The organism is Rhodopseudomonas boonkerdii (assembly GCF_021184025.1).
GTDB classification, from domain to species: domain Bacteria; phylum Pseudomonadota; class Alphaproteobacteria; order Rhizobiales; family Xanthobacteraceae; genus Tardiphaga; species Tardiphaga boonkerdii.
Map to the genome: position 1 here is coordinate 2,534,230 of NZ_CP036537.1, position 21,930 is coordinate 2,556,159.

General features: G+C 59.2%; 19 protein-coding genes. 14 read left to right on the forward strand and 5 right to left on the reverse strand.

The genetic code is table 11. The annotated features are described in order from the left end of the window. Positions 1-34 precede the first annotated feature (34 nt). Complete coding sequence (locus tag E0H22_RS11735; RefSeq protein WP_233025809.1) at positions 35-1,168, reverse strand: TRAP transporter substrate-binding protein; 1,134 nt, start codon at positions 1,166-1,168, stop codon at positions 35-37. A 564-nt stretch (positions 1,169-1,732) separates the two neighbouring features. Here E0H22_RS11735 and E0H22_RS11740 point away from each other — a divergent pair. From E0H22_RS11740 to E0H22_RS11770, 7 genes are all read left to right on the forward strand, one after another. Further along, positions 1,733-2,992, forward strand: a complete 1,260-nt coding sequence (locus E0H22_RS11740; RefSeq protein WP_233025810.1) for a Glu/Leu/Phe/Val family dehydrogenase — start codon at positions 1,733-1,735, stop codon at positions 2,990-2,992. Positions 2,993-3,535: 543 nt separating this feature from the next. Beyond that, entirely contained in the window at positions 3,536-5,395 is a 1,860-nt protein-coding gene (locus E0H22_RS11745; protein WP_233025811.1) for a feruloyl-CoA synthase, read from the forward strand. Positions 5,396-5,461: 66 nt separating this feature from the next. After that, positions 5,462-6,649 carry an ABC transporter substrate-binding protein gene (locus E0H22_RS11750; RefSeq protein ID WP_233025812.1) on the forward strand — a complete coding sequence of 396 codons (1,188 nt, stop codon included), beginning with the start codon at positions 5,462-5,464 and terminating at the stop codon, positions 6,647-6,649. A 70-nt stretch (positions 6,650-6,719) separates the two neighbouring features. Next, positions 6,720-7,583 (forward strand): branched-chain amino acid ABC transporter permease, encoded by an 864-nt coding sequence (locus tag E0H22_RS11755; RefSeq protein WP_233025813.1) that lies wholly within the window; start codon positions 6,720-6,722, stop codon positions 7,581-7,583. A 1-nt stretch (position 7,584) separates the two neighbouring features. Beyond that, complete coding sequence (locus E0H22_RS11760; protein ID WP_233025814.1) at positions 7,585-8,586, forward strand: branched-chain amino acid ABC transporter permease; 1,002 nt, start codon at positions 7,585-7,587, stop codon at positions 8,584-8,586. After that, positions 8,579-9,346, forward strand: coding sequence for an ABC transporter ATP-binding protein (locus tag E0H22_RS11765; protein WP_233025815.1), 768 nt, complete (start codon positions 8,579-8,581; stop codon positions 9,344-9,346). The genes E0H22_RS11760 and E0H22_RS11765 overlap by 8 nt, the downstream gene beginning before the upstream one ends. Continuing rightward, positions 9,343-10,053 carry an ABC transporter ATP-binding protein gene (locus E0H22_RS11770; protein ID WP_233025816.1) on the forward strand — a complete coding sequence of 237 codons (711 nt, stop codon included), beginning with the start codon at positions 9,343-9,345 and terminating at the stop codon, positions 10,051-10,053. Before E0H22_RS11765 ends, E0H22_RS11770 begins: the two co-directional genes overlap by 4 nt. Here the strand turns inward: E0H22_RS11770 and E0H22_RS11775 are convergent. Continuing rightward, positions 10,038-10,541 carry a hypothetical protein gene (locus E0H22_RS11775; protein ID WP_233025817.1) on the reverse strand — a complete coding sequence of 168 codons (504 nt, stop codon included), beginning with the start codon at positions 10,539-10,541 and terminating at the stop codon, positions 10,038-10,040. The two genes, E0H22_RS11770 and E0H22_RS11775, sit on opposite strands and share 16 nt — an antisense overlap. After that, positions 10,538-11,434 (reverse strand): helix-turn-helix transcriptional regulator, encoded by an 897-nt coding sequence (locus E0H22_RS11780; protein WP_233025818.1) that lies wholly within the window; start codon positions 11,432-11,434, stop codon positions 10,538-10,540. The genes E0H22_RS11775 and E0H22_RS11780 overlap by 4 nt, the downstream gene beginning before the upstream one ends. Before the next feature lie 131 nt (positions 11,435-11,565). Here E0H22_RS11780 and E0H22_RS11785 point away from each other — a divergent pair, with 131 nt between their 5' ends. The 6 genes from E0H22_RS11785 to E0H22_RS11810 all read left to right on the forward strand — a co-directional run bounded on the left by E0H22_RS11785 (position 11,566) and on the right by E0H22_RS11810 (position 20,205). Further along, entirely contained in the window at positions 11,566-13,149 is a 1,584-nt protein-coding gene (locus E0H22_RS11785; RefSeq protein WP_233026315.1) for a benzoate-CoA ligase family protein, read from the forward strand. Positions 13,150-13,173: 24 nt separating this feature from the next. Next, positions 13,174-13,989 (forward strand): alpha/beta fold hydrolase, encoded by an 816-nt coding sequence (locus tag E0H22_RS11790; RefSeq protein WP_233025819.1) that lies wholly within the window; start codon positions 13,174-13,176, stop codon positions 13,987-13,989. Positions 13,990-14,087: 98 nt separating this feature from the next. Then, positions 14,088-15,776: a 2,3-epoxybenzoyl-CoA dihydrolase gene (gene boxC / locus E0H22_RS11795; RefSeq protein ID WP_233025820.1), complete on the forward strand. Its 1,689-nt coding sequence runs from the start codon at positions 14,088-14,090 to the stop codon at positions 15,774-15,776. 30 nt (positions 15,777-15,806) lie between these two features. Next, positions 15,807-17,252: a benzoyl-CoA 2,3-epoxidase subunit BoxB gene (boxB, locus tag E0H22_RS11800; RefSeq protein ID WP_233025821.1), complete on the forward strand. Its 1,446-nt coding sequence runs from the start codon at positions 15,807-15,809 to the stop codon at positions 17,250-17,252. Between the two features lie 59 nt (positions 17,253-17,311). Next, the gene (gene boxA, locus E0H22_RS11805) at positions 17,312-18,508 is read left to right on the forward strand and encodes a benzoyl-CoA 2,3-epoxidase subunit BoxA (protein WP_233025822.1); all 1,197 of its coding nucleotides are present in this window, start codon (positions 17,312-17,314) and stop codon (positions 18,506-18,508) included. A 311-nt stretch (positions 18,509-18,819) separates the two neighbouring features. Continuing rightward, positions 18,820-20,205 (forward strand): Nramp family divalent metal transporter, encoded by a 1,386-nt coding sequence (locus E0H22_RS11810; protein ID WP_233025823.1) that lies wholly within the window; start codon positions 18,820-18,822, stop codon positions 20,203-20,205. A gap of 118 nt (positions 20,206-20,323) precedes the next feature. On the opposite strand, the gene E0H22_RS11815 is transcribed toward E0H22_RS11810, so the two are convergent. Together E0H22_RS11815 and E0H22_RS11820 are read right to left on the reverse strand one after the other, a co-directional pair. After that, the gene (locus E0H22_RS11815) at positions 20,324-21,100 is read right to left on the reverse strand and encodes an arginyltransferase (RefSeq protein WP_233025824.1); all 777 of its coding nucleotides are present in this window, start codon (positions 21,098-21,100) and stop codon (positions 20,324-20,326) included. A gap of 98 nt (positions 21,101-21,198) precedes the next feature. Continuing rightward, positions 21,199-21,753, reverse strand: coding sequence for an RDD family protein (locus E0H22_RS11820; protein WP_233025825.1), 555 nt, complete (start codon positions 21,751-21,753; stop codon positions 21,199-21,201). A gap of 38 nt (positions 21,754-21,791) precedes the next feature. Between E0H22_RS11820 and E0H22_RS25930 the strand changes: the two genes are divergently transcribed. After that, positions 21,792-21,926, forward strand: a complete 135-nt coding sequence (locus tag E0H22_RS25930) for a hypothetical protein (protein WP_283818821.1) — start codon at positions 21,792-21,794, stop codon at positions 21,924-21,926. Positions 21,927-21,930 lie beyond the last annotated feature (4 nt).

Genomic DNA, 21,930 nt, shown 5'->3' on the forward strand with positions numbered 1-21,930 from the left:
CCCGGATGATGCGAGGTAGATGCATCCGACGGTGTCAGGTCTTCTTCTTTGCGTTGGGTCCGAAATAATGGTTGTAGGCCATTCGGCGATTGACCACCGTATCCTGCTCCCACTGCGTCGCGCGCTTGGCGAACGCCATCTGCGACTCGACGATCTCCTTGAACAGCGGGTTCTCTGCCGACTTCTTGGCGACCACCTCGTCATAGGCCTCGAGCTGCTTCTGCAGGATCGAATCCGGTGTCTTGTAGAACTTCACCTTGTCCTTGGCCTGCATATCCGCATAGTCCTGCGAATAGCGGTCGATGGCTTTCCAGGACATTTCCTGTCCGGCCGCCTCTGTCGCAGCAGCGATAATGGCGCGCAGCTTGTCGGGCAAAGCGTCGTATTTGGTCTTATTGAACAGGATTTCGAACTGTTCGGCATTCTGGTGATAGCTCTGCAGCATGCAGACCTTGGAAACGTCGGGGAAGCCGAGCACGCGGTCCGATGAAGCATTGTTGAATTCGGCAGCGTCGAGCAGACCGCGATCCATCGCCGAGACGATTTCACCGCCCGGCAGTGCGTTCACTGCGGCGCCAAGGCCGGTGAACACGTCGATCGAGATGCCGACGGTACGGAATTTCACGCCTTTGAGATCTTCAGCCTTCTGTACCGGCTTCTTGAACCAGCCGAGCGGCTGCGTGGGCATCGGTCCATAGGGAAGAGATACGACATTGGCGTTGATCGAGGCATAGAGCTTGGCCAGCAGCTCCTTGCCGCCACCATATTTGTGCCAGGCCAGCAGCATGTTGGCGTCCATCGCATAGGCCGGGCCCGAGCCCCAGAGCGCGAGTGCGGTCTGCTTGCCGTAGTGATAGACCATCACGCCGTGGCCGCCGTCGAGCGTCCCTTTTGATACTGCTTCGAGCAAGCCGAAGGCCGGCACCACCGCGCCCGCCGGAAGCACCTCGATCTTGAGGTCTCCGCCGGTCATGTCATTGACCTTCTTGGCGTAGTCCTGCGCGTATTCGTGAAAGATGTCCTTGGACGGCCATGTGCTTTGCCAGCGCATACTGATCGGCCCTGTGCTCTGCGCAATGGCCGGCGCCGCGACGGTTGCGGCTGCTCCGGCCGTAGCGACTTTCAGAAAGCGGCGCCGAGACGGAGTCCTGTCCTTGGTTGACGTCATGATATCCTCCCCGAATGGCCGTTCTTTGCGAACTGACCTTGTTAATTGTGAGCAAGACAAAGGCTTGCCTCGGCCTTTGGCAAGGACCATCGCTTCGCTGCGACGCTAGGACGCGGACGAACTACACTAATAAAACGTGCTGCAATGCAGGGAGTGCATCAGCGAAGACGCAGGGGAGCCGTCGAGTGAAATGGATCGCCGTTTTCCGTGTCAAAGACCTGGTCGTTGATCTGAGGGTGAGCGCACGGATGTGAACAGAGAATAAATTCTTTACGTCTTTAGCAAGGCAATCGATCATGCCTAAGGTTGCACACAGGCCGAATGAGAGTATCTGCGTCGGTGACGCGGCGTTGTGAGCTTTCGATCGGTTGTCAATCCAATCACGGTTGCGGGATCTGACGTCGCCGGAGCTTCGGCAGTCGCGAGATAGCCGATCGAGTACTGATAAAAGTTCACGGCCACGCAAACAACCTCGTGAATTCGGTGTGAGCCGTTGAATGGAGTATGTTGCCGCTTCCCTGTATTTGCCAAACTGGCGTGGACCAACAGCTTACGAGAGCAGAGATGACCGTGTATTCCGGACCTGTGTTCGAGATGGCAGTGAACCAGTTCAATGTGATTGCGAACTATCTCGAAATTCCGATGGACGAGCGTGATCGCCTCCTGATGCCAAAGCGGGCCATTACGGTGTCGTGTCCCATTCATAAGGATGACGGCACCGTCGCGGTATTCGAGGGTTATCGCGTACAGCACCATCTCACACTCGGGCCGACGAAAGGTGGCACCCGTTTCGCACCGACTGTCGACATCGGCGAAATTGGAGCGCTTGCGATTTGGATGAGCTGGAAGTGCGCGCTGGTCGGACTGCCCTACGGGGGCGCCAAGGGCGGGGTGAATGTCGACCTGGGCAGGCTTTCGAAGCGAGAGTTAGAGGCGCTTTCGCGGCGCTACATGCAGGAGATGATTCCGTTTGTGGGCCCACATACCGATGTCATGGCGCCCGATATGGGGACGAACGAACAGGTGATGGCCTGGTTCATGGACACTTACTCCATGTATCAAGGGCAGACGGTCACCGAAATCGTAACCGGGAAGCCGGTTTCCTCGGGAGGAACGCTTGGACGTCGAGAGGCGACGGGGAGGGGCGTTGCTTATCTTTCAAAGCGTGTGATGAAAGAAGCCGGAATCTGCATGGGCGACGCCACAGCTGTCGTTCAGGGCTTTGGGAATGTCGGCTCGTATGCAGCTCTCGAGCTTTACAATGCAGGAGTAAAGATCATTGCAGTGAGCGATCACACCGGCGCGCTTCATTGCGCGACGGGTCTCGATGTTCCCGCTCTCATGAAACACACGTCGATTCACGGAAGCATTGCCGGGTTTTCGGTCGAACTGGCGTTCGATCCTGCTGCAATTCTGCTGCTTCCGTGCACGGTGCTGATCCCAGCGGCGATGGAGCGTGTCATCGATCGAGAGGTCGCAGAGCGCCTGCAGTGCCGAATCCTGGCCGAAGGTGCGAATGGGCCGACCACGCCCGACGCCGACGTGGTTCTTGATCACCGCAAGGATGAGATCTTTGTGATCCCAGATATTCTCTGTAATTCCGGCGGGGTCGTTGTCAGCTACTTCGAGTGGGTGCAGGACCTTCAGCAGCTGTTTTGGGAGGAATCCGAAGTCACTCGCAGGGAGTACGAGATACTGGACCGGGCTTTCACCCAGATGGTCGCGCGTGCCAGCGCAGACCATGTCGCACATCGAACAGCTGCGATGGCTATCGGCGTCGAAAAAGTGCGTGCGGCCAAGAATACCCGAGGGCTTTTTCCGTAGGAATCGATGTTCCTGGATCGAGCGCCATCGATGAAGCCACTGCGGCCATGACGTTCGTCCGCAATGGCATAGGGCTTCTCTTCGTTGCACGGCCGCTCATCGAAAAATATTTCGAAGACGGACGATTGAAGCTCGTGCTCGAAGCATGGGCTGCCATGGGTCCCGGATACTAAATGTACTATCACAGTCGCCGTCAGGTACCGAACGGGCTTCGCTTGCTAATCGACTTAATCTGGAAAATGCGCCCGCTGGGCCTTTATTGACGCGACCGCGAGATTGCGGCGACAGCCATCCGCATGAATGCTGCAACCGTGACGCTTGATATCTTCGATTTTGTCGGGATCAGCGATCGAATAGGCCTACCACGCTTTTCAACCCCAAAGCTGCGCTTGGACCCGTTGGTACGAAAATCGCCTCTTATGACGCGTTGACATCGGCCATCCGAGATGCACTATTGTGCAAAAATAGAATGATAAAAGATAATCCCATGAAATATGATGCATGGGTGGGACGAGGCGTTGGGACAGCAAGGGGAGGCTGCGGATGGTCGTGGCTGCGTCATCTCAGGTGAGTTTCGCGGATTCCAGCGCATTGTTCGCAGCGCCTTCGATCGTTTCTGACAGCCGTCCGGATGGTTCACTCGTCCTCAGGTCAACCGTCTCCCTCAGTCACACGGCGCGATGCGTCGGCGATTGGTTGGAGCATTGGGCGCGGCACCGTTCCCAACGGATATTTCTGGCTGAGCGAGCATCCGCCGATGCCAGGTGGCATTCCCTGACTTACGGCGATGCTCTCAGGCGCGTCCGGGATGTAGCGGGGCGTCTTCTCCAAACCGGCTGCGGCGAGAACCGGCCGCTCGCTATCCTTTCCGAGAATTCCATCGATCACGCAGTCATGATGCTGGCCGCGATGCATGTCGGAATACCAGTAGCCTCCATTTCTCCAGCTTACTCCCTGGTCTCGCAAGATCATGAAAAGCTGAAAGGCATGATCGAGTTGCTCGATCCGGGCGCGATCTATGTATCGAGCACCGAACCTTTCGCGCGCGCGTTGCAGGCGCTGGACCACTATCATCGCGCATCTATCCTGACCAAGGACTTCACCCTCGAAGGACAGGACGCCGATGCTGCATTGTCGCGCGATGTGAAGGTCGATACGGCATTTCGCGCGGTAACGAGCGACACCATTGCCAAGCTGCTGTTTACGTCGGGTTCGACCGGAACGCCGAAAGCGGTGATCAACACGCAACGTATGATGACCTCCAATCAGGCCGCCAAGGCGTTGGTCTGGCCGTTTCTCGAACAACAGGACGATTTCGTCATTCTCGACTGGCTGCCATGGAGCCATACGTTCGGGACAAATCACAACCTCAACTGCGTCATCCGCAACGGTGGAACGCTCTACATCGATGGCGGCAAGCCGATGCCGGGTGCGTTCGATCTATCGCTGGCCAATCTGCGGGAGGTTATCCCGACCGTCTACTTCAACGTCCCCCGCGGCTTCGAAATGCTCATTTCAGCGCTGAAGGCTGACGACATACTGCGCCGCCGCTTTTTCTCGGCAACGAAGCTCATCTTCTACGCCGGGGCGGCGCTGCCGCAGAGCCTCTGGGAGGCGCTCGAGGAGATGTCGATCGCAACGGTGGGATATTTGGTGCCCCTGGTGTCGGCCTGGGGGGCGACCGAGACCGCTCCGCTGGCAACCGATTGTCATTTCCGGTCACCACGATCGGGAAACATCGGAGTGCCCGTTCCGGGAACGGAGATAAAACTGGTGCCCTCGGCGGAAAAGCTGGAAGTGCGGGTGCGCGGGCCCAACGTGACGCCCAGCTACTGGAAATCTCCGGATCAAACGGCCAAGGCCTTCGATGAGGAAGGCTTCTACATCATCGGCGATGCCGTAGCCTTTGCCGATCCGCTAGACCCGGCAAAGGGCCTGTTCTTCGATGGACGTGTCTCCGAGGACTTCAAGCTGACGACGGGGACATGGGTCGGAGTTGGCAAGTTGCGCATCGACGCAATCACCGCACTGGCGCCATTGGCACAGGATATCGTCGTAACGGGTCATGATCGTAACGAAGTCGGATTGCTCGTGTTTCCCAATCTTGCAGCCTGCCGAGCGATCTGCGGTCTTCCGGAAGGGGCGACGGTCAAGGACATCCTCGACTGCGCATCCGTGCGGGAGCATCTCGCGAACGGCCTTGCAAAACTGAAGGCGCGGGGCGGCGGCTCTTCGACTTTCGCCAGCCGAGCGATGCTTCTCGTCGACCCGCCGTCGGTCGATGGCGGCGAAATCACCGACAAGGGCTATCTGAACCAGCGTGCGATCCTGACCAGACGCGCCGATGCGGTGACGAGGCTCTACGACGCAACCTGCAACGAGCGTATCGACTGTCCAACATAGACGACCGTCGCATGCACAAGCAAAGCGATGCCGACAATCAAACACAACAGCACATTGGAGGGATGCATGATTATTCGGGGAGTTTCGCGCCGAACATTTCTCGCCGGCGCGGCAGGCACCGCGGCGGCGCCATGGATAGGGGCGCCGGCGATAGCACAGGCCGCGCCTCTAAAGGTTGGTTTGATGCTTCCTTATACGGGGACATTTGCCAAGCTTGGGCAGTTCATCGACAACGGTTTCCGTCTATACGTGGAACAGAAAGGCGGAAAGCTCGGGGGACGCGACGTCTCCTTCGTCCAGGTCGATGACGAGTCCAAGCCCGAGGCAGGGGCCGACAACATGAACCGCCTGGTTGGCCGGGAAAAAGTGGATCTCGTGGTCGGTACCGTCCATTCCGGCGTTGCCATGGCGATGGTGAAAGTCGCGCGCGACACCAATTCCATGCTTATCATTCCCAATGCTGGCGCCAACGACGCCACCGGCCCGATGTGCGCGCCCAATATCTTCCGGACATCCTTTTCGAACTGGCAGGCAACATTCCCGGCGGGAAAATCCATGTACGACGCTGGTATCCGCAACGTCGTCACCATCACATGGCGCTATACGGCTGGCGCCGAGATGATCGGCGGGTTTGCGGAGAACTTTACGAAACTGGGCGGCAAGATCGTTGAAGATCTGACACTTCCATTTCCGGAAGTCGAATTCCAGGCTTTGATCACGCGGATCGCGACCCTCAAGCCCGATGCAGTCTTCGCCTTCTTCGCGGGGGGCGGCGCCGTAAAGTTCGTGCGTGACTACGATGCCTCGGGATTGCGGAAGACGATTCCGCTCTACGGCGCCGGCTTCCTGACGGACGGAACGCTGGAAGCACAGGGCGCTGCGGCGAACGGCGTGAGGACGACCCTTCACTACGCTGACAATCTCGACAATCCGGCCAATGTCGCCTTCCTGAAGGCGTTCAAGGCCAAGGTCGGACAGGATGGCGATATCTACGCGGTTCAGGGATACGATGCGGCAGCTCTCTATGACATCGGACTCTCAGCCGTTGGCGGCGATCATAAAGCACGGGAAAAGCTCGTGGCGTCGATGGGATCGGCGAAGATCGACTCGCCGCGTGGCCCCTTGTCGTTCAACAAGGCTCACAATCCGATTCAGAACATCTATCTGCGCGAAGTGCGGAACGGTCGCAACGAACTCGTCGCGATAGCCCAACCGAACGTTGATGATCCCGGGCGCGGCTGCCGAATGACATGAAGGCCGCGTCTGCAAATCGGCTTTTCAACGCGTCGAACGCTTGCGTTGAAGTGAACAGTGAGAGGACAGTATGACTTTCGGCGTGCAGCTTCTGAACGCCGTACAGTACGGCACCACGCTGTTCCTCGTGGCTAGCGGCCTCACGCTGGTGTTCGGGATTCTGGGCGTCATCAATCTGGCCCATGGTGCATTCTACATGCTGGGAGCCTATCTGGCCTTCTGGATCGCGGCCGCGACTGGGAATTTCTTTATCGCGCTCGCGGGCTCCATGGCTATCGCGTTCGTCGTCGGTATCGTTCTCGAAATGACGCTGATGCGGCGTCTTTACAAGCGGGATCATCTCTCCCAGGTCTTGCTGTCCTTCGGACTCATTCTGGTGGTCGACGAGGTTCGGCAGATACTGTTCGGCAAGGACGTACATTCGGTCCTGCCTCCCGTCTTCCTGCAGGGCGCGGTTCAGCTTACCGACAATCTATCCTATCCGATCTATCGATTTGCCCTCGTCCTATTCGGTCTCGTTGCGGCGGCGGCGATTTTCGTGGTCATTCGCTTCACCAAGATTGGCATGATCGTGCGGGCAGGGGCGGAAAATCGGGAGATGACCAGAACGCTCGGCATCGGCTTCGATTCCGTGAGCACGGGCGTGTTTGCCTGCGGTATCGCGCTGGCGGCACTTGCCGGGGCTCTGGTCGCGCCCGTTGCGACCGTCTATCCGGGTATGGGCGACAATATGCTGATCCTGTCCTTCGTGGTCGTCGTGCTGGGCGGTATCGGATCGATCGAAGGCGCAGCCATCGGGGCGCTGTTGATCGGCCTTACGGACACGTTCGGCAAGGTGTTCTTCCCAAGTGTCTCGAGCGTGCTGGTTTATCTGTTGATGGCGATGATCTTGCTGCTGCGTCCGAACGGCGTGCTCGGTCGCCGAGAAGCCTGAGATGATTGCAATGATCGAGAGACGCGCCGTTCTAGCTCTGGGTCTGCTCTGTCTTTGCGCGGTGGCTTTGCCGTTCTTCGTATCGACATACTATGTGCAGTTCGCCACCAAGGCCCTCTTGTTCGGCGTCCTCGCGATGTCCCTTAACCTGGTTGTCGGATATGGCGGGCTGGTAAGCCTGTGCCATGCGGCTTTCTTCGGGCTTGCAGGATACATCCTGGCTCTGGTCACGCCCAAATATGATCCGGTTTCGCTGTGGATGACCTTGCCCTTGGCGATCATCGCAGCCGGCACCGCGGCGGCGATTATCGGGGCGTTGGCTCTACGCACCCGGGGCGTCTACTTCATCATGGTCACGTTGGCCTTCGGCGAGATGTTGTTTTACCTATTCCACGACAGCAAATTTTCGGGTGGCTCCGACGGCATCTTCATCAATTTCAAGCCTACGGCGGATATCGGCGGCTGGTCACTCCTTAATCTGGAGGACGCGACGTCATTCTATCTCGTTGTCGTTGGAATGACGGCGCTTGTGCTGGTGCTGCTGCACGGGCTGGTAAATTCTCCATTCGGCCGAGCTCTTGCCGCGTCCAAGGACAATGAACGACGTGCTCGCGCGCTCGGCTTTCCAGTGTTCCGGATCAGGCTCACGGCATTCGTCATTTCTGGAATGATCGCAGGAGCCGCCGGTTACTTCTCTGCCGCGCAGTTCGGATTCGTCGCACCGCAGACGCTAGGCTGGCACCTATCCGCAATCGTGTTGGTGATGGTGTTGATCGGAGGACTCAACTCGGTGCCGGGGCCCTTGGTGGGCGCTCTTGTCTTGACCGGCTTGGAAGAGATTCTCAAAGGCGTTACCGAGCATTGGAAGCTGGCCGAAGGCATCATTGTGATTGTCATCGTGCTAGCGATGCCGAACGGTCTGGACAGGGTGCTGTCGCTGCTTCGACCGCAAGCGGAGCCCGTTGTGGGAGCTAAGCCGGTGACGGAGGCCAGTCATGGCTGAGAGTCCGCATTGCGTGTTCCGTGCCGTCAGCTTGACCAAGCGGTTCGGTGGGCTCGTGGCCGTCAATGACGTGTCGGTCGATTTGCACATGGGCGAAATTCACGCAGTGATCGGTCCGAATGGGGCAGGCAAATCGACCTTGATCAACCTGCTCTCCGGAGATCTGTTGCCGACATCCGGCGAGATCCGCTCCGGCGACCACGATCTCACGCATTTTCCGCCGGACAAGCGCGCGCTTAAGGGAATCGGGCGCTCTTTCCAGAAGACGACGATCTTTCCTCGGTTCACCGCGCGGGAAAACGTACGTCTAGCGGCGCAGTCGCATATGCCGACCGCTTTGAAGATGTGGGGACGCACGGATGCGGACTCCGTTGTCCGACAGGCGACGCAACAGGCTCTGGTCAGGACCGGTCTTTCAGCCCGCGCCGGCATCATCGCAGCGAATCTATCGCACGGCGAACAACGCCAGCTTGAGATTGCCATGGTTCTCGCGACCGGACCACGCGTGGTGTTGCTTGATGAGCCCCTTGCCGGAATGGGACATGCGGAAGCAAGGAACATGATAGCCCTCATCGCTGCGATGAGGCACGACTGCGCCGTTCTCGTCGTCGAGCACGATATGGATGCGGTGTTCGAATTGGCGGATCGGCTCACGGTCATGGCCGACGGAAGGGTCATTGCCAGCGGATTGCCTCAGGACGTGCGCTCAAATGCGGCCGTCCGGGTCGCGTATCTCGGCGAAGACGAGGGGGCTGCATGACATCGCTTCTCAGCGTAAGCCAGCTACAGGCATTTTACGGCCTGGGACAGGTCCTGCATGGGCTGGATCTGCGCGTCGGGCGCGGTGAGCAAGTTGCGTTGGTCGGGCGCAACGGAATGGGAAAGACGACACTTCTGCGATCACTCATGGGGCTGGTTGCGGATCGCCGTGGTCAGATACTCCTGGGTGGACAGGACATCTCGCGGGCGAAAGTGGAAACGATCGCGCGCGCGGGAGTGGCGCTCGTCCCGGAAGGTCGCGGAATCTTCGGATCCTTATCCGTCGCCGAAAACCTCGTAATGACGGCTCGGCCGGGCGTAGGCGGAAACCGGTCATGGACGCTGAAACGGATCTACGACCTGTTTCCTCGGCTGCATGCGCGGCGAAGCAATGGAGGTCATCAGTTGTCCGGCGGCGAGCAGCAGATGCTCTCGATCGGGCGGGCATTGATGACCAATCCAGACCTGCTGCTGATCGATGAGGCGACCGAAGGCCTCGCGCCACTGATTGCTCGAGACATCTGGACAACGCTCGATGTGATCCGCGAGGAAGGGGTCGCAAGCATTGTCGTGGACAAGGATTTTCGGTCGTTGTCAAAAATCGCCGACCGCATCGTAGTGTTGTCGAAAGGGAATGTCGTCTTCAACGACAGTCCATCCGTGCTGGCGCAGCAACCGCAAATGCTCGCCCTTCACCTCGGGCTCTGATCGGACACGCGAAGATCGACGTCGTCAGCGCCAATGATGGTTCGCGATTCGCTATTCGGCCATTCGACGGTCAGGAATCCGACGACGTCATCGAGGCCTGTCTCATCGACTACGTCATAGAAGTGTGGATGTTCCGAGCGTGCGATGAAAGCATGGAGCAGGTGGGCCGCAGTGTAGTCGTAGACGATATCTCCGGGGACGACCCCCGGTCGGCGCATGGCAAAGCGTCGGAAGGCGGTAAGACGGGCCTTGTCAGCGCCCTCTGCCACGAACGACATAACGACGGCACCGTCCGGAATATTGGGGCCATCGTGCATGCGGTCGAGGATATGATGGGCGTTGGCTTGCACGACGTCATCGATGTTACGGAAATCGGCGCATGCATCGAGAGGATCTAGGTCGTTGTAGGTCACGACGATCCGACATGGATCGAGGCCGTGGTCGACAAGAACGTCGGCCAGCGTTCGGCGATGTTTCGCTGTTTTCACCGACCTGCTGCCGTCCGTGGCAGTGAGGCTAGGGAGCCGCGATCGAGCGCTGGCGCGATGGCTTTCCGAAGCTTCTCGGCGGCCTTATCGATGGTGAGGCCCGCCGTATCGACTTCGGCCGCAGCACGCGCATAGAGCGGTTCGCGGCTGAGCAGGATCGTACGGAGTTCTTCCATGGCGGAGCGATTGTCGGCCATCGGGCGCAGATCGCCTTGTTTCCGGACGCGACCCATGTGCTCTTCGGGCTTGGCGCGGAGCCAGACTGTGTAGAACGACGACAGGACCAGATCGAACGTCACAGGCTCCGAGACAATGCCGCCGCCCGTAGCGAGTACGATCGGGTCGCGCTGTGCCAATAGATGGGCTAGAGCCTCCTGCTCCTTGCGCCGGAAACCTTCCTGTCCGTATAGAGCGAGGATTTCGGCGACTGACAGTTCGCTTTGCTTCTCAATCTCCTTATTGAGTTCGATGAATTTCCAGCCGATGCTTTCGGCCAGCAAGCGCCCAAGCGTCGATTTGCCTGCTCCGCGAAGGCCGATCAACGCAATGCCTGCATGACGCGGGATGCCGTGTCCCGAGAGGACCTCTTTCGCTTTGGCGATCTGCTGCGGTGTTGCGTTCCGAATGAGGTCGCGGATCACGAGCGAGTCCGGCGACATATCGGCGGACGGAATGATGTCTTCGAGATGCGCTCCCATTGCTGCGGATACCCGGCGCAGAAGGACAATCGAGACATTGCCTTGTCCGGCTTCAAGTTGCGCAATGTAACGCTCGGAAAGACCCGATGCGGACGACAGGACCTTGCGCGACATGCCGCGCAGACCGCGCATCGTGCGCACGCGATTGCCTAGCTGTTCGAGAAATTCGAGCTCCGCCGCTTCGGGATCCGCCATTCTGCCATCAATTCCATGGGGTTACGCTGATGCTGAAAGATAATGCAAGTAATCATTGACAAGCAAGTCGAGTTTCTGACTTTATTTGCATTATAATTCTAAAAAACCACGCGAGAGGAAACGCCGTGCTGATGAGTCCCGCAGCATATCCGGGCATGCGCGCGCCGAACACCGTCAATACGGATGGGCCGTACAACGCCGTCACGTATCTGCTCGACCGGAACGTGGAGGAGGGCCGGGGAGGCAAGGTCGCCTTCCAGGACCCGACGCGAAAACTGACATATGGCGAGTTGCAAAGCCAAAGCCGCCGCTTCGCCAATCTGTTGCGCCGGATGGGCGTGAGACGTGAGGAGCGCATAGCGCTTATCATGCTCGACACCGTCGACTTCCCGGTTGCCTTTCTTGGGGCGATCCGTGCCGGGGTTGTCCCCGTGCCGTTGAATACGCTGCTGACGACCGAGCAATACGCCTACATACTGGCGGACTGTCGCGCACGCGTTCTTTTCGTTTCAGAGCCACTACTTGCATCTGTCAGGGATGTCATCGGCCGGATGCCGGACCTTGATCATGTCGTCGTCGCAGGCGGCGACGCAGCCGGCTGTCTTCGCTTTGATGATGAACTCGCTCGAGAAGCGGACGATTTCGTCACAGCAAGAACTCATCCGGACGAGCCTGCCTTCTGGTTGTACTCATCCGGCTCCACGGGGATGCCGAAGGGTGTTCGCCATCTGCATGCGAGCCTTGAGGCGACCGCCGAAACATATGCAAAGTGCGTTCTCGGCATTCGCGAAGACGACGTCGGGCTGTCGGCAGCGAAGCTCTTCTTTGCCTACGGTCTCGGTAACGCGCTGACTTTCCCGATGTCGGTTGGTGCGTCTACCATTCTCAACCCGGAGAGGCCGACTCCGGCAGTGATGTTCGATCTCATCCGCAGACATGACCCGAGCATCTTTTTCGGTGTTCCGACGCTCTTCGCTTCGATGCTGAACGACGCGACGTTCAAAGATGTGCCGCGAACGAAACGTTTGAGGATATGCACCTCGGCGGGTGAGGCGCTGCCGGAAATGGTCGGCAAAAACTGGCGAGAGCGCTTCGGTGTGGACATTCTCGATGGCGTCGGCTCCACGGAACTTCTTCACATTTTTCTCACCAACGCACCTGGCGACGTCAAATACGGCACGTCCGGGCGCGCAGTGCCCGGCTATCAAGTCCGTCTGATCGATGACGCGGGCCGGGATGTGGCCGATGGCGAGATCGGCGAGCTCATCGTCAACGCACCATCGGCCGCAGAAGGATATTGGAATCAGCGCAGCAAGAGCCGTCAGACGTTCGAAGGCGGATGGACACGGACGGGAGACAAGTATCAGCGCGATGCGGACGGACGTTACACCTACTGCGGCCGCTCCGACGATATGTTCAAGGTCTCAGGCATCTGGGTGTCGCCCTTCGAAGTGGAGAGCGCGCTGATCTCACATCCCGACGTTCTGGAGGCAGCGGTGGTCCCGGCGGAGGATGGCGAGGGGCTGCTCAAACCCAAGGCTTTCATCGTGGCAAGGCCTGGCGCCGATCTGACGTCTTTGAACGAAAGCCTGAAGGAGCACGTGAAAAAGAGCGTGGGGCCATGGAAGTATCCTCGTTGGATCGAGGTGCTGGAAAGCTTGCCAAAGACGGCCACCGGAAAAATACAGCGTTTCAAACTGAGGGCAACTTCGTAAGCGCCGAAGTGCATGGAGGATACGATGACACTACAGCCCCAAGGCACGCTCGAAATCGACGATGCCCGGCTCGAGTATCTGATGCTTGGTCCGAGCCCGGAGAACGCCCCAACCATCGTCATGCTTCACGAAGGGCTGGGGTCGGCAGCTCTGTGGCACGAGTACCCCCAGAAACTCCAGGAGGCGACGGGCGCTGGCGTCTTCGTCTATTCGCGTGCCGGATACGGCGCTTCATCTCCCGCCGAGCTTCCCCGGCCACTTGACTTTATGCACCGCGAGGCTCTGGACGTGCTTCCGAAGGTGCTAGACCGTATCGGCTTCCGCAGAGGCCTCTTGCTCGGTCATTCGGACGGCGCCTCAATCGCGACGATCTATGTGGGAGGTGTGCAGGATCACCGCGTGCGCGGTTTGATTTTGATTGCGCCCCATTTTGTCAATGAGGATATCTGTGTCGAAGCCATCCGCAATACAAAAGCCAGGTTCGACACAGACGACCTGCGGCAGCGTCTCTCCCGCTGGCACGCCAATGTCGACAACGCCTTCAACGGATGGGCCGACGTCTGGCTGAACCCGGACTTCCGGGACTTCGATATCTCCGAGTATCTCGCTTACGTGCGCGTGCCGATCTCGATCGTGCAGGGGGCCAGCGATCCCTATGGCTCGCTGCGTCACGTCCGGATCGCAGAAGAGGAATGCTACTGCCCCGTCGAAGCCACGATTCTTGAGAGGACGGGGCATTCGCCACAACGGGAGGCGGCTGTTTCGACGCTTCGCGCAACAGCTGAATTTGCCAACCGCCTTCTGAAGACACACGGCGAGGCCGCTCTTCAAGCTGCTTGATTTGCAATAAAGTGCAAAATTGGCTTGCGGCGCGGCCTGAAAATGCATTATATTGCCTCGTAGTATGAAATATAATGCATAAATCAAAGGGGAGGATCATGGGTGCGGAACCCCGCAAACTCGCCAATGGCTCTGCAATCATCGATTTTCAAACTGAGCCATCCAAGTATCGCCACTGGAAACTTGAACTGGCCGGTGACGCCGCCACGCTGGTGATGGATGTTGATGAGAACGGCGGCCTGTTCGAGGGGTATCAGCTCAAGCTGAATTCCTATGACCTCGGCGTCGATATCGAATTGGCCGATGCCGTTCAGCGGCTGCGTTTCGAACATCCCGAAGTGAAAGTTGTCATCCTGAAGTCCGGGAAGAACCGCGTGTTCTGTGCCGGCGCCAACATTCGGATGCTCGCCGGCGCGACCCATGCGCATAAAGTGAACTTCTGTAAGTTCACCAACGAGACGCGCAACGGAATCGAGGACTCCAGCGAGAATTCCGGCCAGCGCTTCATCTGCGTCGTGAACGGAACCGCCGCAGGCGGCGGTTACGAGCTCGCCTTGGCGGCGGATCACATCATCCTGGCCGACGACGGATCGGCGGCCGTCGCCCTGCCGGAGGTGCCTCTCCTTGCGGTCCTGCCCGGAACCGGCGGTCTCACGCGCGTCGTGGATAAGCGCAAGGTTCGCCGCGATCACGCGGATTTCTTCTGCACGATCGAAGAAGGCATCAAGGGCAAGCGCGCGGTGCAATGGCGCCTCGTTGATGAAACGGTGCCGAATTCCAAATTGGACGCTAAGGTCGCTGAACGGGCGCAGCAGTTCGCGTCGACCTCCAAGCGCGGCGGCGAGGGGAGCGGCATTACGCTGACGCCGATCACGCGCGAGTTTATTCCCGACGGTATTCGCTACGAATACGTGTCGGTTGACATCAATCGCGAGCAACGGACGGCAACGATCACGCTTCGCGCGCCCGACGCGCCGGCGCCAGGCGACGTTGCTTCAATGGTGGAGCAGGGCGCCAAGTTTTGGTCATTGCAGGTGTGCCGCGAGCTCGATGATGCGATCCTGCATCTGCGTATCAATGAACTCGAGACTGCGATGCTCGTGTTCAAGTCGATCGGCGAGCGTGATCGCGTCAAGGAGTACGATGAATTCCTGGCGATGCATGCTGATTATTGGTTGGTCAACGAGATCAGGCATTACTGGAAACGCGTACTGAAGCGGATCGACGTGACCTCGCGCACGCTCGTTACGCTGGTCGAGCCCGGCTCCTGTTTCGTCGGAACGCTTGCCGAACTGATCTTTGCCTCGGACCGCTCGTACATGTTGATCGGCGAGAGGCAGGGCGACAACCGCGCTCCGGCGGAGATCGTTCTGACGGCTGCGAACTTCGGGCCTTATCCGATGTGCAATGGCCTTACCCGACTCGAATCACGCTTCCTGGGCGACGCGGCAAGTCTTGATGTGGTGAAGGGCCGAACCGGTGAGGCTATCGGCGCAGAAGCTGCGGAAGAACTCGGCCTGGTCACCTTCGCGCTCGACGACATCGACTGGGACGACGAAGTGCGCGTGTTCCTTGAGGAACGGACCTCGTTCTCTCCGGATAGCCTCACCGGCATGGAAGCCAATCTGCGCTTCGTTGGTCCGGAAACGATGGAGTCGAAAATTTTCGCACGCCTGACTGCCTGGCAGAACTGGATTTTCCAGCGTCCGAATGCAGTCGGCGAGCACGGCGCTCTGCAACGCTACGGCACTGGTGAACGGGCCGAATTCGACATGACGCGCGTCTGACATCCTCGTACTGGTCACAGGAAATACGCCATGAACTTCATGAACGTCGATTACACGACCAAAATCCCGAACAACGTCAATCTGGCGGAAGACCGGCAGGTTTTGAAGGCGCTTGAGGGTTGGCACCCCGGGTACCTTGACTGGTGGAACGATATGGGACCCGAGGGCTTCCAGGAGTCGCTCGTATATCTCCGCACAGCGATCAGCGTCGATCCCAAGGGGTGGGCAAAGTTCGACTATGTTCGGATGCCCGAATATCGCTGGGGTGTGCTGCTGGCCCCGCAGGACGAGCAGCGGCTTGTCAATTTCGGTCAGCACAAGGGCGAAAAGGCCTGGCAGGAGGTTCCCGGCGAGTATCGCGCGATGCTGCGGCGTCTGGTCGTGGTTCAGGGCGATACCGAACCGGCATCCGTCGAACAGCAGCGCCATCTCGGCAAGACGGCGCCGTCTCTCTACGACATGCGTAACCTCTTCCAGGTCAACGTCGAGGAAGGCCGCCATCTCTGGGCAATGGTCTACCTCCTTCAGAAGTACTTTGGGCGTGACGGCCGCGAAGAGGCCGACGACCTGTTGCGCCGCCGCTCCGGGGACGAGGATGCCCCCCGTATGCTCGGCGCCTTCAACGAGGCGACACCGGACTGGCTGTCCTTCTTCATGTTCACGTTCTTCACGGATCGCGACGGCAAGATGCAACTCGAAAGTCTTGCGCAATCCGGCTTTGACCCGCTGTCGCGCACCTGCCGCTTCATGCTCACCGAAGAGGCGCACCACATGTTCGTCGGCGAGACTGGCGTCAGCCGCGTCCTGCAGCGGACATGCGATGCGATGAAATCTGCAGGGATTGAGGATCCGAACGACATCGAGCGTATCAGGGCTCTGGGCGTGATTGATCTGCCGACCATGCAGAAAAAGATGAACCTTCACTACTCGCTGTCTCTCGATCTTTTCGGCTCGGAAGTTTCGACCAACGCTGCGAATTTCTACAATTCCGGCCTGAAAGGACGATTTCAGGAGACCAAGATCGACGACGATCACCGTCTGACGAACGACACATACAAGGTGCTCAAGCTCGTCAATGGACAGCCAACGCTTGTCGATGAACCCGCTTTGACCGCCCTCAATATGCGTCTGCGAGACGACTATACCGAGGACTGCGCGAAAGGAGTGGAGCGCTGGAACAAGGTGATCGAGAAGGCTGGCGTCAACTTCCGGCTGGAGCTGCCGCACACGGCGTTTCACCGCCAGATCGGCGAGTTTGCCAATGTCCATGCGACCCCGAAGGGCATTATATTGAATGATGTCGACTGGAAGAATGTGCGGGACGATTATCTGCCTTCGACGGCGGATGGCGACTTCATCACTTCGCTCATGACGCCTGTCAGCGAGCCCGGCAAGTTCGCCAACTGGATTGCGCCGCCCAAAGTCGGCATCGACAACAAACCCGGCGATTTCGAATACGTCAAGATCGCAGCCTAAAGCGCTACGCCTGCGGTCATTCCTTGATCGCAGGCGACCGAATTGACGAGAGCATCGAGATGACCATTGCCGTTATCAAGCAGCACCTGATCGATCCGGAAATCTGCATCCGTTGCAACACGTGCGAGGAGACCTGTCCGGTGGACGCGGTCACCCACGATGGCAACAATTACGTTGTCGATGCGACAATCTGTAATCACTGCATGGATTGCATCTCTCCATGTCCGACGGGATCGATCGATAACTGGCGAGTGGTGACGAAGACTTACTCTTTGGAAGAGCAGTTTTCCTGGGAGGAGCTTCCCGCGCAGGAGGAGATTGCCGCTGATGCGGGTAGCTCTCATGCCGTGGAAGCACTTGAGGATGAGGTAAGCGCCTTGCTCGACGAGGCGCGCAAGGGGCTCGGCGGCAGACCCGTAGCACCGCGCTCCGCGAGCAAGCCGACAGTGAATCTGTACAACCGTGTAAAGCCCGCAACAGCGACCGTGACCGGAAACTTCCGGCTGACCGACGAGGGCGCGTCGTCCGACGTTCGGCATATCATTCTCGACTTCGGCCAGTTGCCGTTTCCCGTTCTCGAAGGCCAGAGCATTGGCGTTGTGGTTCCCGGGCATGGTTCGGACGGCAAGCCCCATGTCGCGCGGCTTTACTCGGTTGCCTCGCCGCGAGGCGGCGAGAAGCCGAATGCCAATAACCTCGCGCTCACCGTAAAGCGGGAAAACGGTGGCCTCTGTTCGAATTACCTATGCGACTTGCCGCGCGGTGCGAAGGTCGAAGTCACCGGCCCGTTCGGTGCAACGTTCCTGATGCCGGATGATCCCGCAGCGAACATCATCATGGTCTGTACCGGTACGGGCTCGGCGCCGTTTCGGGGATTTACGGAGCGTCGTCGCCGGGCGATGCCGAACGCTTCCGGAAAGCTGATGTTGTTCTTTGGCGCGCGCCGCCCGGAGGAATTGCCGTATTTCGGTCCTTTGCAACGCGTTCCGGCATCGCTGCTGACCCAACACCTCTGCTATTCGCGCGTACCGGGACAACAGCGCACTTATGTGCAGGACGGCATACGTGGGCAGCGAATGCCAGTGGCTGATCTGCTGCGATCGGACGCAACGCATGTCTACCTATGCGGTCTCAAAGGAATGGAAACGGGCGTCGAGGAGGCGCTTGCAGAGGCTTGCACAGATATCGGTCTCGATTGGAGCAGTCTCAAGCAACAGATGCGCGAAGCCGGGCGATATCATGTGGAGACCTATTGATGTGTGCGTCAGCTACATCCGCTGATCGATCTGCCTGCGGCGTGTGCGCATTGAAGTCGTGCGTGAGGTCGCGCGGTCCCGCAGATGCTTCGGATGGCCGCACGGCCGAAAGTTTGGTTGCACATTTACGTCAAGCGAAAGTGGCAGGTCGGCCTCGGAGCACATGCCGATCAGAAAGCGCGACCGGTGAGTTGGCACCTACCGTCTGACTTGACCTCACTCATTCGTAGTCAGTCCGGCAACGGCAGAACTACACTAGATGCACTTGCAAGTGAGTTGCAATAAGGTTCGTTTTCGGCCATCTTGCTGATATGGATGCCAAATCGCCTGTTATTGCTCCCGAGCCCCTGAGTTCCACACCGTCCGCTCCTGTTGTCGATCTGCCAGGTTGGCGGACGAGCGGAGGCGATCCGTCGCTGCTAGGGATGTTCGGCTCGGTGAAGACGGTCAAATCCGGCTCTTTCTGGCGCAAATTGCTTGCCTTTCTCGGCCCGGGATATCTCGTCGCCGTCGGCTATATGGATCCCGGTAATTGGGCGACGTCGCTCGCCGGCGGCTCCAAATTCGGCTACGCGCTACTGACCGTGGCGCTGGTCTCCAATCTGATGGCTATCGTGCTGCAGTCGCTGTGCGCGCGGCTCGGCGTCGGCGCGGGCAGGGATCTCGCCCAGGCCTGCCGCGACAGCTATTCGCAACCCGTAGCCTTGCTGCTCTGGCTGTCGGCCGAGGTTGCGATCACTGCCACCGATCTTGCCGAGGTCATCGGCACCGCCATTGGCCTCAATCTCCTGTTCGGCATTCCGCTCGAGATCGGCGTCATCATCACCGCCCTCGATGTATTTCTCATTCTCGCGCTACAGGCGTTCGGCTTCCGCTGGATCGAGGCCTTTGTGGTGGCGCTGCTCGGGGTCATCGCCGCGTGTTTTGCCATTCAGATCGCCATGGCCGATCCCGATTGGGGACAGGTGATCCGTGGCTTTGCGCCGACCACGGAGATCGTCGCCAACAAGGAAATGCTGTTTCTCGCGCTCGGTATTCTGGGCGCGACCGTGATGCCGCATAATCTTTATCTGCATTCCGGCCTGGTGCAGACGCGCGGTTATGGCTCCAGCGTCGAGGAACGCAAGGAGGCGATCAAGCTCTCGACCTGGGACTCCACCATCGCGCTGTGCCTCGCGCTGACGATCAATGCGTCCATCTTGATCCTTGCGGCGGCGACCTTCCACAAATCCGGCCAGACCGACGTGGCCGAGCTGGATCAGGCCCACGCCTTTCTTGCGCCGCTGCTCGGTTCCAGCCTCGCGCCGACCTTGTTTGCGATCGCGTTGTTGTGCTGCGGCCTGAACTCGACCATCACGGCCACGTTGTCGGGCCAGATCGTGATGGAGGGCTTCCTGCGTCTACGCATGCCACCCTGGCTGCGCCGCATGATCACCCGCATGATCGCCATCGTGCCGGCGGTAGCGGTGACGATCTGGTATGGCGAGAAGGGGACGGGGCAGCTACTGATCCTCAGCCAGGTGGTGCTGAGCCTGCAGTTGCCGTTCGCCGTGGTGCCGCTGGTGATGTTCACCGCAAGCAAGCGCAAGATGGGCCCGTTCGTGGCACCGCGCTGGGTCACGACGCTGGCGGTCATCACGGCGGTGGTGATCATCGCGCTGAATGTGAAGCTGGTGGTGGACTTCTTTTTTTCGTAGTTCGTAGGATGGGTAGAGCGCAGGCGCAAAGCGCCGGAGCGAAGCCCATCGGCCAAGCCTGCTGAAATCGGCGGACAACATGGGTTTCGCTACGCTCTACCCATCCTACGGCTGCGAGCTACTCCTCCGGCTCGCCAAACATCTCACCGTTTTCATCCACCCGCAGCCAGCCGGACGGGGCCAGCCGCTGTTGCGGCAAATATCGCCCCTTGTAATCCATTTTCTTGGATCCCTCGATCCAGTAGCCGAGATAGACATAGGGCAGGCCCATCTTCTTGGCACGGTCGATGTGATCGAGGATCATATAGGTCCCGAGCGAACGGCTTTCCTCGCCGGGCTCGAAGAACGAATAGACCATCGACAGTCCGTCGCTCAGCACATCCGTGAGCGCCACCGCGAGCAGGTCCTCGCCGCGGCCGGTGATGCCGCTGTCGGGGCCGCGACGGCGATATTCGATGATGCGGGTTTCCACATGGGAGTCTTCCACCATCATCGCATAATCGAGCACGGTCATGTCCGCCATGCCGCCTAGGCGATGGCGCTGGTCGAGATAGGCGCGGAACACCGAATACTGTTCGGAGGTCGGCACCGCACTGCGCTGTTCGCCGATTACGTCGGCATTGCGCGCCTGCACCTTGCGGAAGTTTCGCGACGGCCGGAATTCATTGGCGACAACCCGCACCGACACGCAGGCACGGCACTGGTCGCAGGCCGGTCGGTACGCGATCGACTGGCTGCGGCGGAAGCCGCCATGGGTCAGGAGGTCGTTCAGATCGCCGGCCTTGTCGCCCACCAGGTGTGTGAACACCTTGCGCTCCTGTCGACCCGGCAGATACGGGCATGGCGACGGCGCCGTCAGATAGAATTGCGGGGTGTCGCGGGAGTGCTGGGTCAAGGCGGCGGTCGGGCTCCGAAACAACTTCTCACAGCATTGCGCCGACCGGGCTAACGGTCAATGAATTTGCCCATCAGCCCGCTTGATCGCGGCCGAATTCAGCTGGCGTAGCCGACCTGCGCCCGGGCCACGGACGCGTTCACCACCACGGTTCCCAGCACGAGGTCATGCAGCAGCTGCCGGCGGCCATTAAGCAGGCCGACGATCAGTACCAGCGGTGTCAGCAGCGACACCGAAGCCCAGAACAGTACCGCATGGGCGCAGCCGAGTACGAAATAGCCCGGGGTACCTGAGAAGGTGCGCAGCTGCAGGTCCATCATCCGCATGCCCCAGGTGGCGGAATGCGGTCCGCCCAGCGACATGCCGTAATATACGATCGGCCAGATCACCGTGGCCGGAGAGATCAGCCAGAACAGACCCCAGCCGATGCCGAAGGTAATAAGGCCGAATACCGAGATGAAAATCACGGCAAGGATAATCGGAATCGAGATCACCACGACATCGACCAGAAAAGCGACGATGCGCCGCGCCAGCACGCCGTGGAACAGTTCAGGCTGGGCGTAGGGATCGAAAGCATGGCTGCGCGGCGGCGTGCCATTGCTGCGCCAGGTGTCACCTTGCGTGCTGCCGTAACGCGGACCGGTGTCGGACATGGATGCATTCCTCCATTGGCATCTTCACGGACGATCACATGGAGATGATCGAGGGAAGGGACAAGGGCGGCAATTTATACCTCGTCATTGCGAGGAGCCCGGAAGGCGACGAAGCAATCCAGAAGCCCGCGAAGGAAGACTGCATTGCTTCGTCGCTGCGCTACTCGCAATGACGAT

Bases quoted from the DNA above. Each gene is read 5' to 3' on its own strand.
- E0H22_RS11785 (WP_233026315.1), top strand. From the start codon at position 11,566: ATGAGTCCCGCAGCATATCCGGGCATGCGCGCGCCGAACACCGTCAAT.
- E0H22_RS11750 (WP_233025812.1), top strand. From the start codon at position 5,462: ATGATTATTCGGGGAGTTTCGCGCCGAACATTTCTCGCCGGCGCGGCA.
- E0H22_RS11755 (WP_233025813.1), top strand. From the start codon at position 6,720: ATGACTTTCGGCGTGCAGCTTCTGAACGCCGTACAGTACGGCACCACG.
- boxC (WP_233025820.1), top strand. From the start codon at position 14,088: ATGGGTGCGGAACCCCGCAAACTCGCCAATGGCTCTGCAATCATCGAT.
- E0H22_RS11735 (WP_233025809.1), bottom strand. From the start codon at position 1,168: ATGACGTCAACCAAGGACAGGACTCCGTCTCGGCGCCGCTTTCTGAAA.
- E0H22_RS11790 (WP_233025819.1), top strand. From the start codon at position 13,174: ATGACACTACAGCCCCAAGGCACGCTCGAAATCGACGATGCCCGGCTC.
- boxA (WP_233025822.1), top strand. From the start codon at position 17,312: ATGACCATTGCCGTTATCAAGCAGCACCTGATCGATCCGGAAATCTGC.
- E0H22_RS11820 (WP_233025825.1), bottom strand. From the start codon at position 21,753: ATGTCCGACACCGGTCCGCGTTACGGCAGCACGCAAGGTGACACCTGG.
- E0H22_RS11770 (WP_233025816.1), top strand. From the start codon at position 9,343: ATGACATCGCTTCTCAGCGTAAGCCAGCTACAGGCATTTTACGGCCTG.
- boxB (WP_233025821.1), top strand. From the start codon at position 15,807: ATGAACTTCATGAACGTCGATTACACGACCAAAATCCCGAACAACGTC.
- E0H22_RS11760 (WP_233025814.1), top strand. From the start codon at position 7,585: ATGATTGCAATGATCGAGAGACGCGCCGTTCTAGCTCTGGGTCTGCTC.
- E0H22_RS11765 (WP_233025815.1), top strand. From the start codon at position 8,579: ATGGCTGAGAGTCCGCATTGCGTGTTCCGTGCCGTCAGCTTGACCAAG.
- E0H22_RS11740 (WP_233025810.1), top strand. From the start codon at position 1,733: ATGACCGTGTATTCCGGACCTGTGTTCGAGATGGCAGTGAACCAGTTC.
- E0H22_RS25930 (WP_283818821.1), top strand. From the start codon at position 21,792: ATGGAGATGATCGAGGGAAGGGACAAGGGCGGCAATTTATACCTCGTC.
- E0H22_RS11780 (WP_233025818.1), bottom strand. From the start codon at position 11,434: ATGGCGGATCCCGAAGCGGCGGAGCTCGAATTTCTCGAACAGCTAGGC.
- E0H22_RS11810 (WP_233025823.1), top strand. From the start codon at position 18,820: ATGGATGCCAAATCGCCTGTTATTGCTCCCGAGCCCCTGAGTTCCACA.
- E0H22_RS11745 (WP_233025811.1), top strand. From the start codon at position 3,536: ATGGTCGTGGCTGCGTCATCTCAGGTGAGTTTCGCGGATTCCAGCGCA.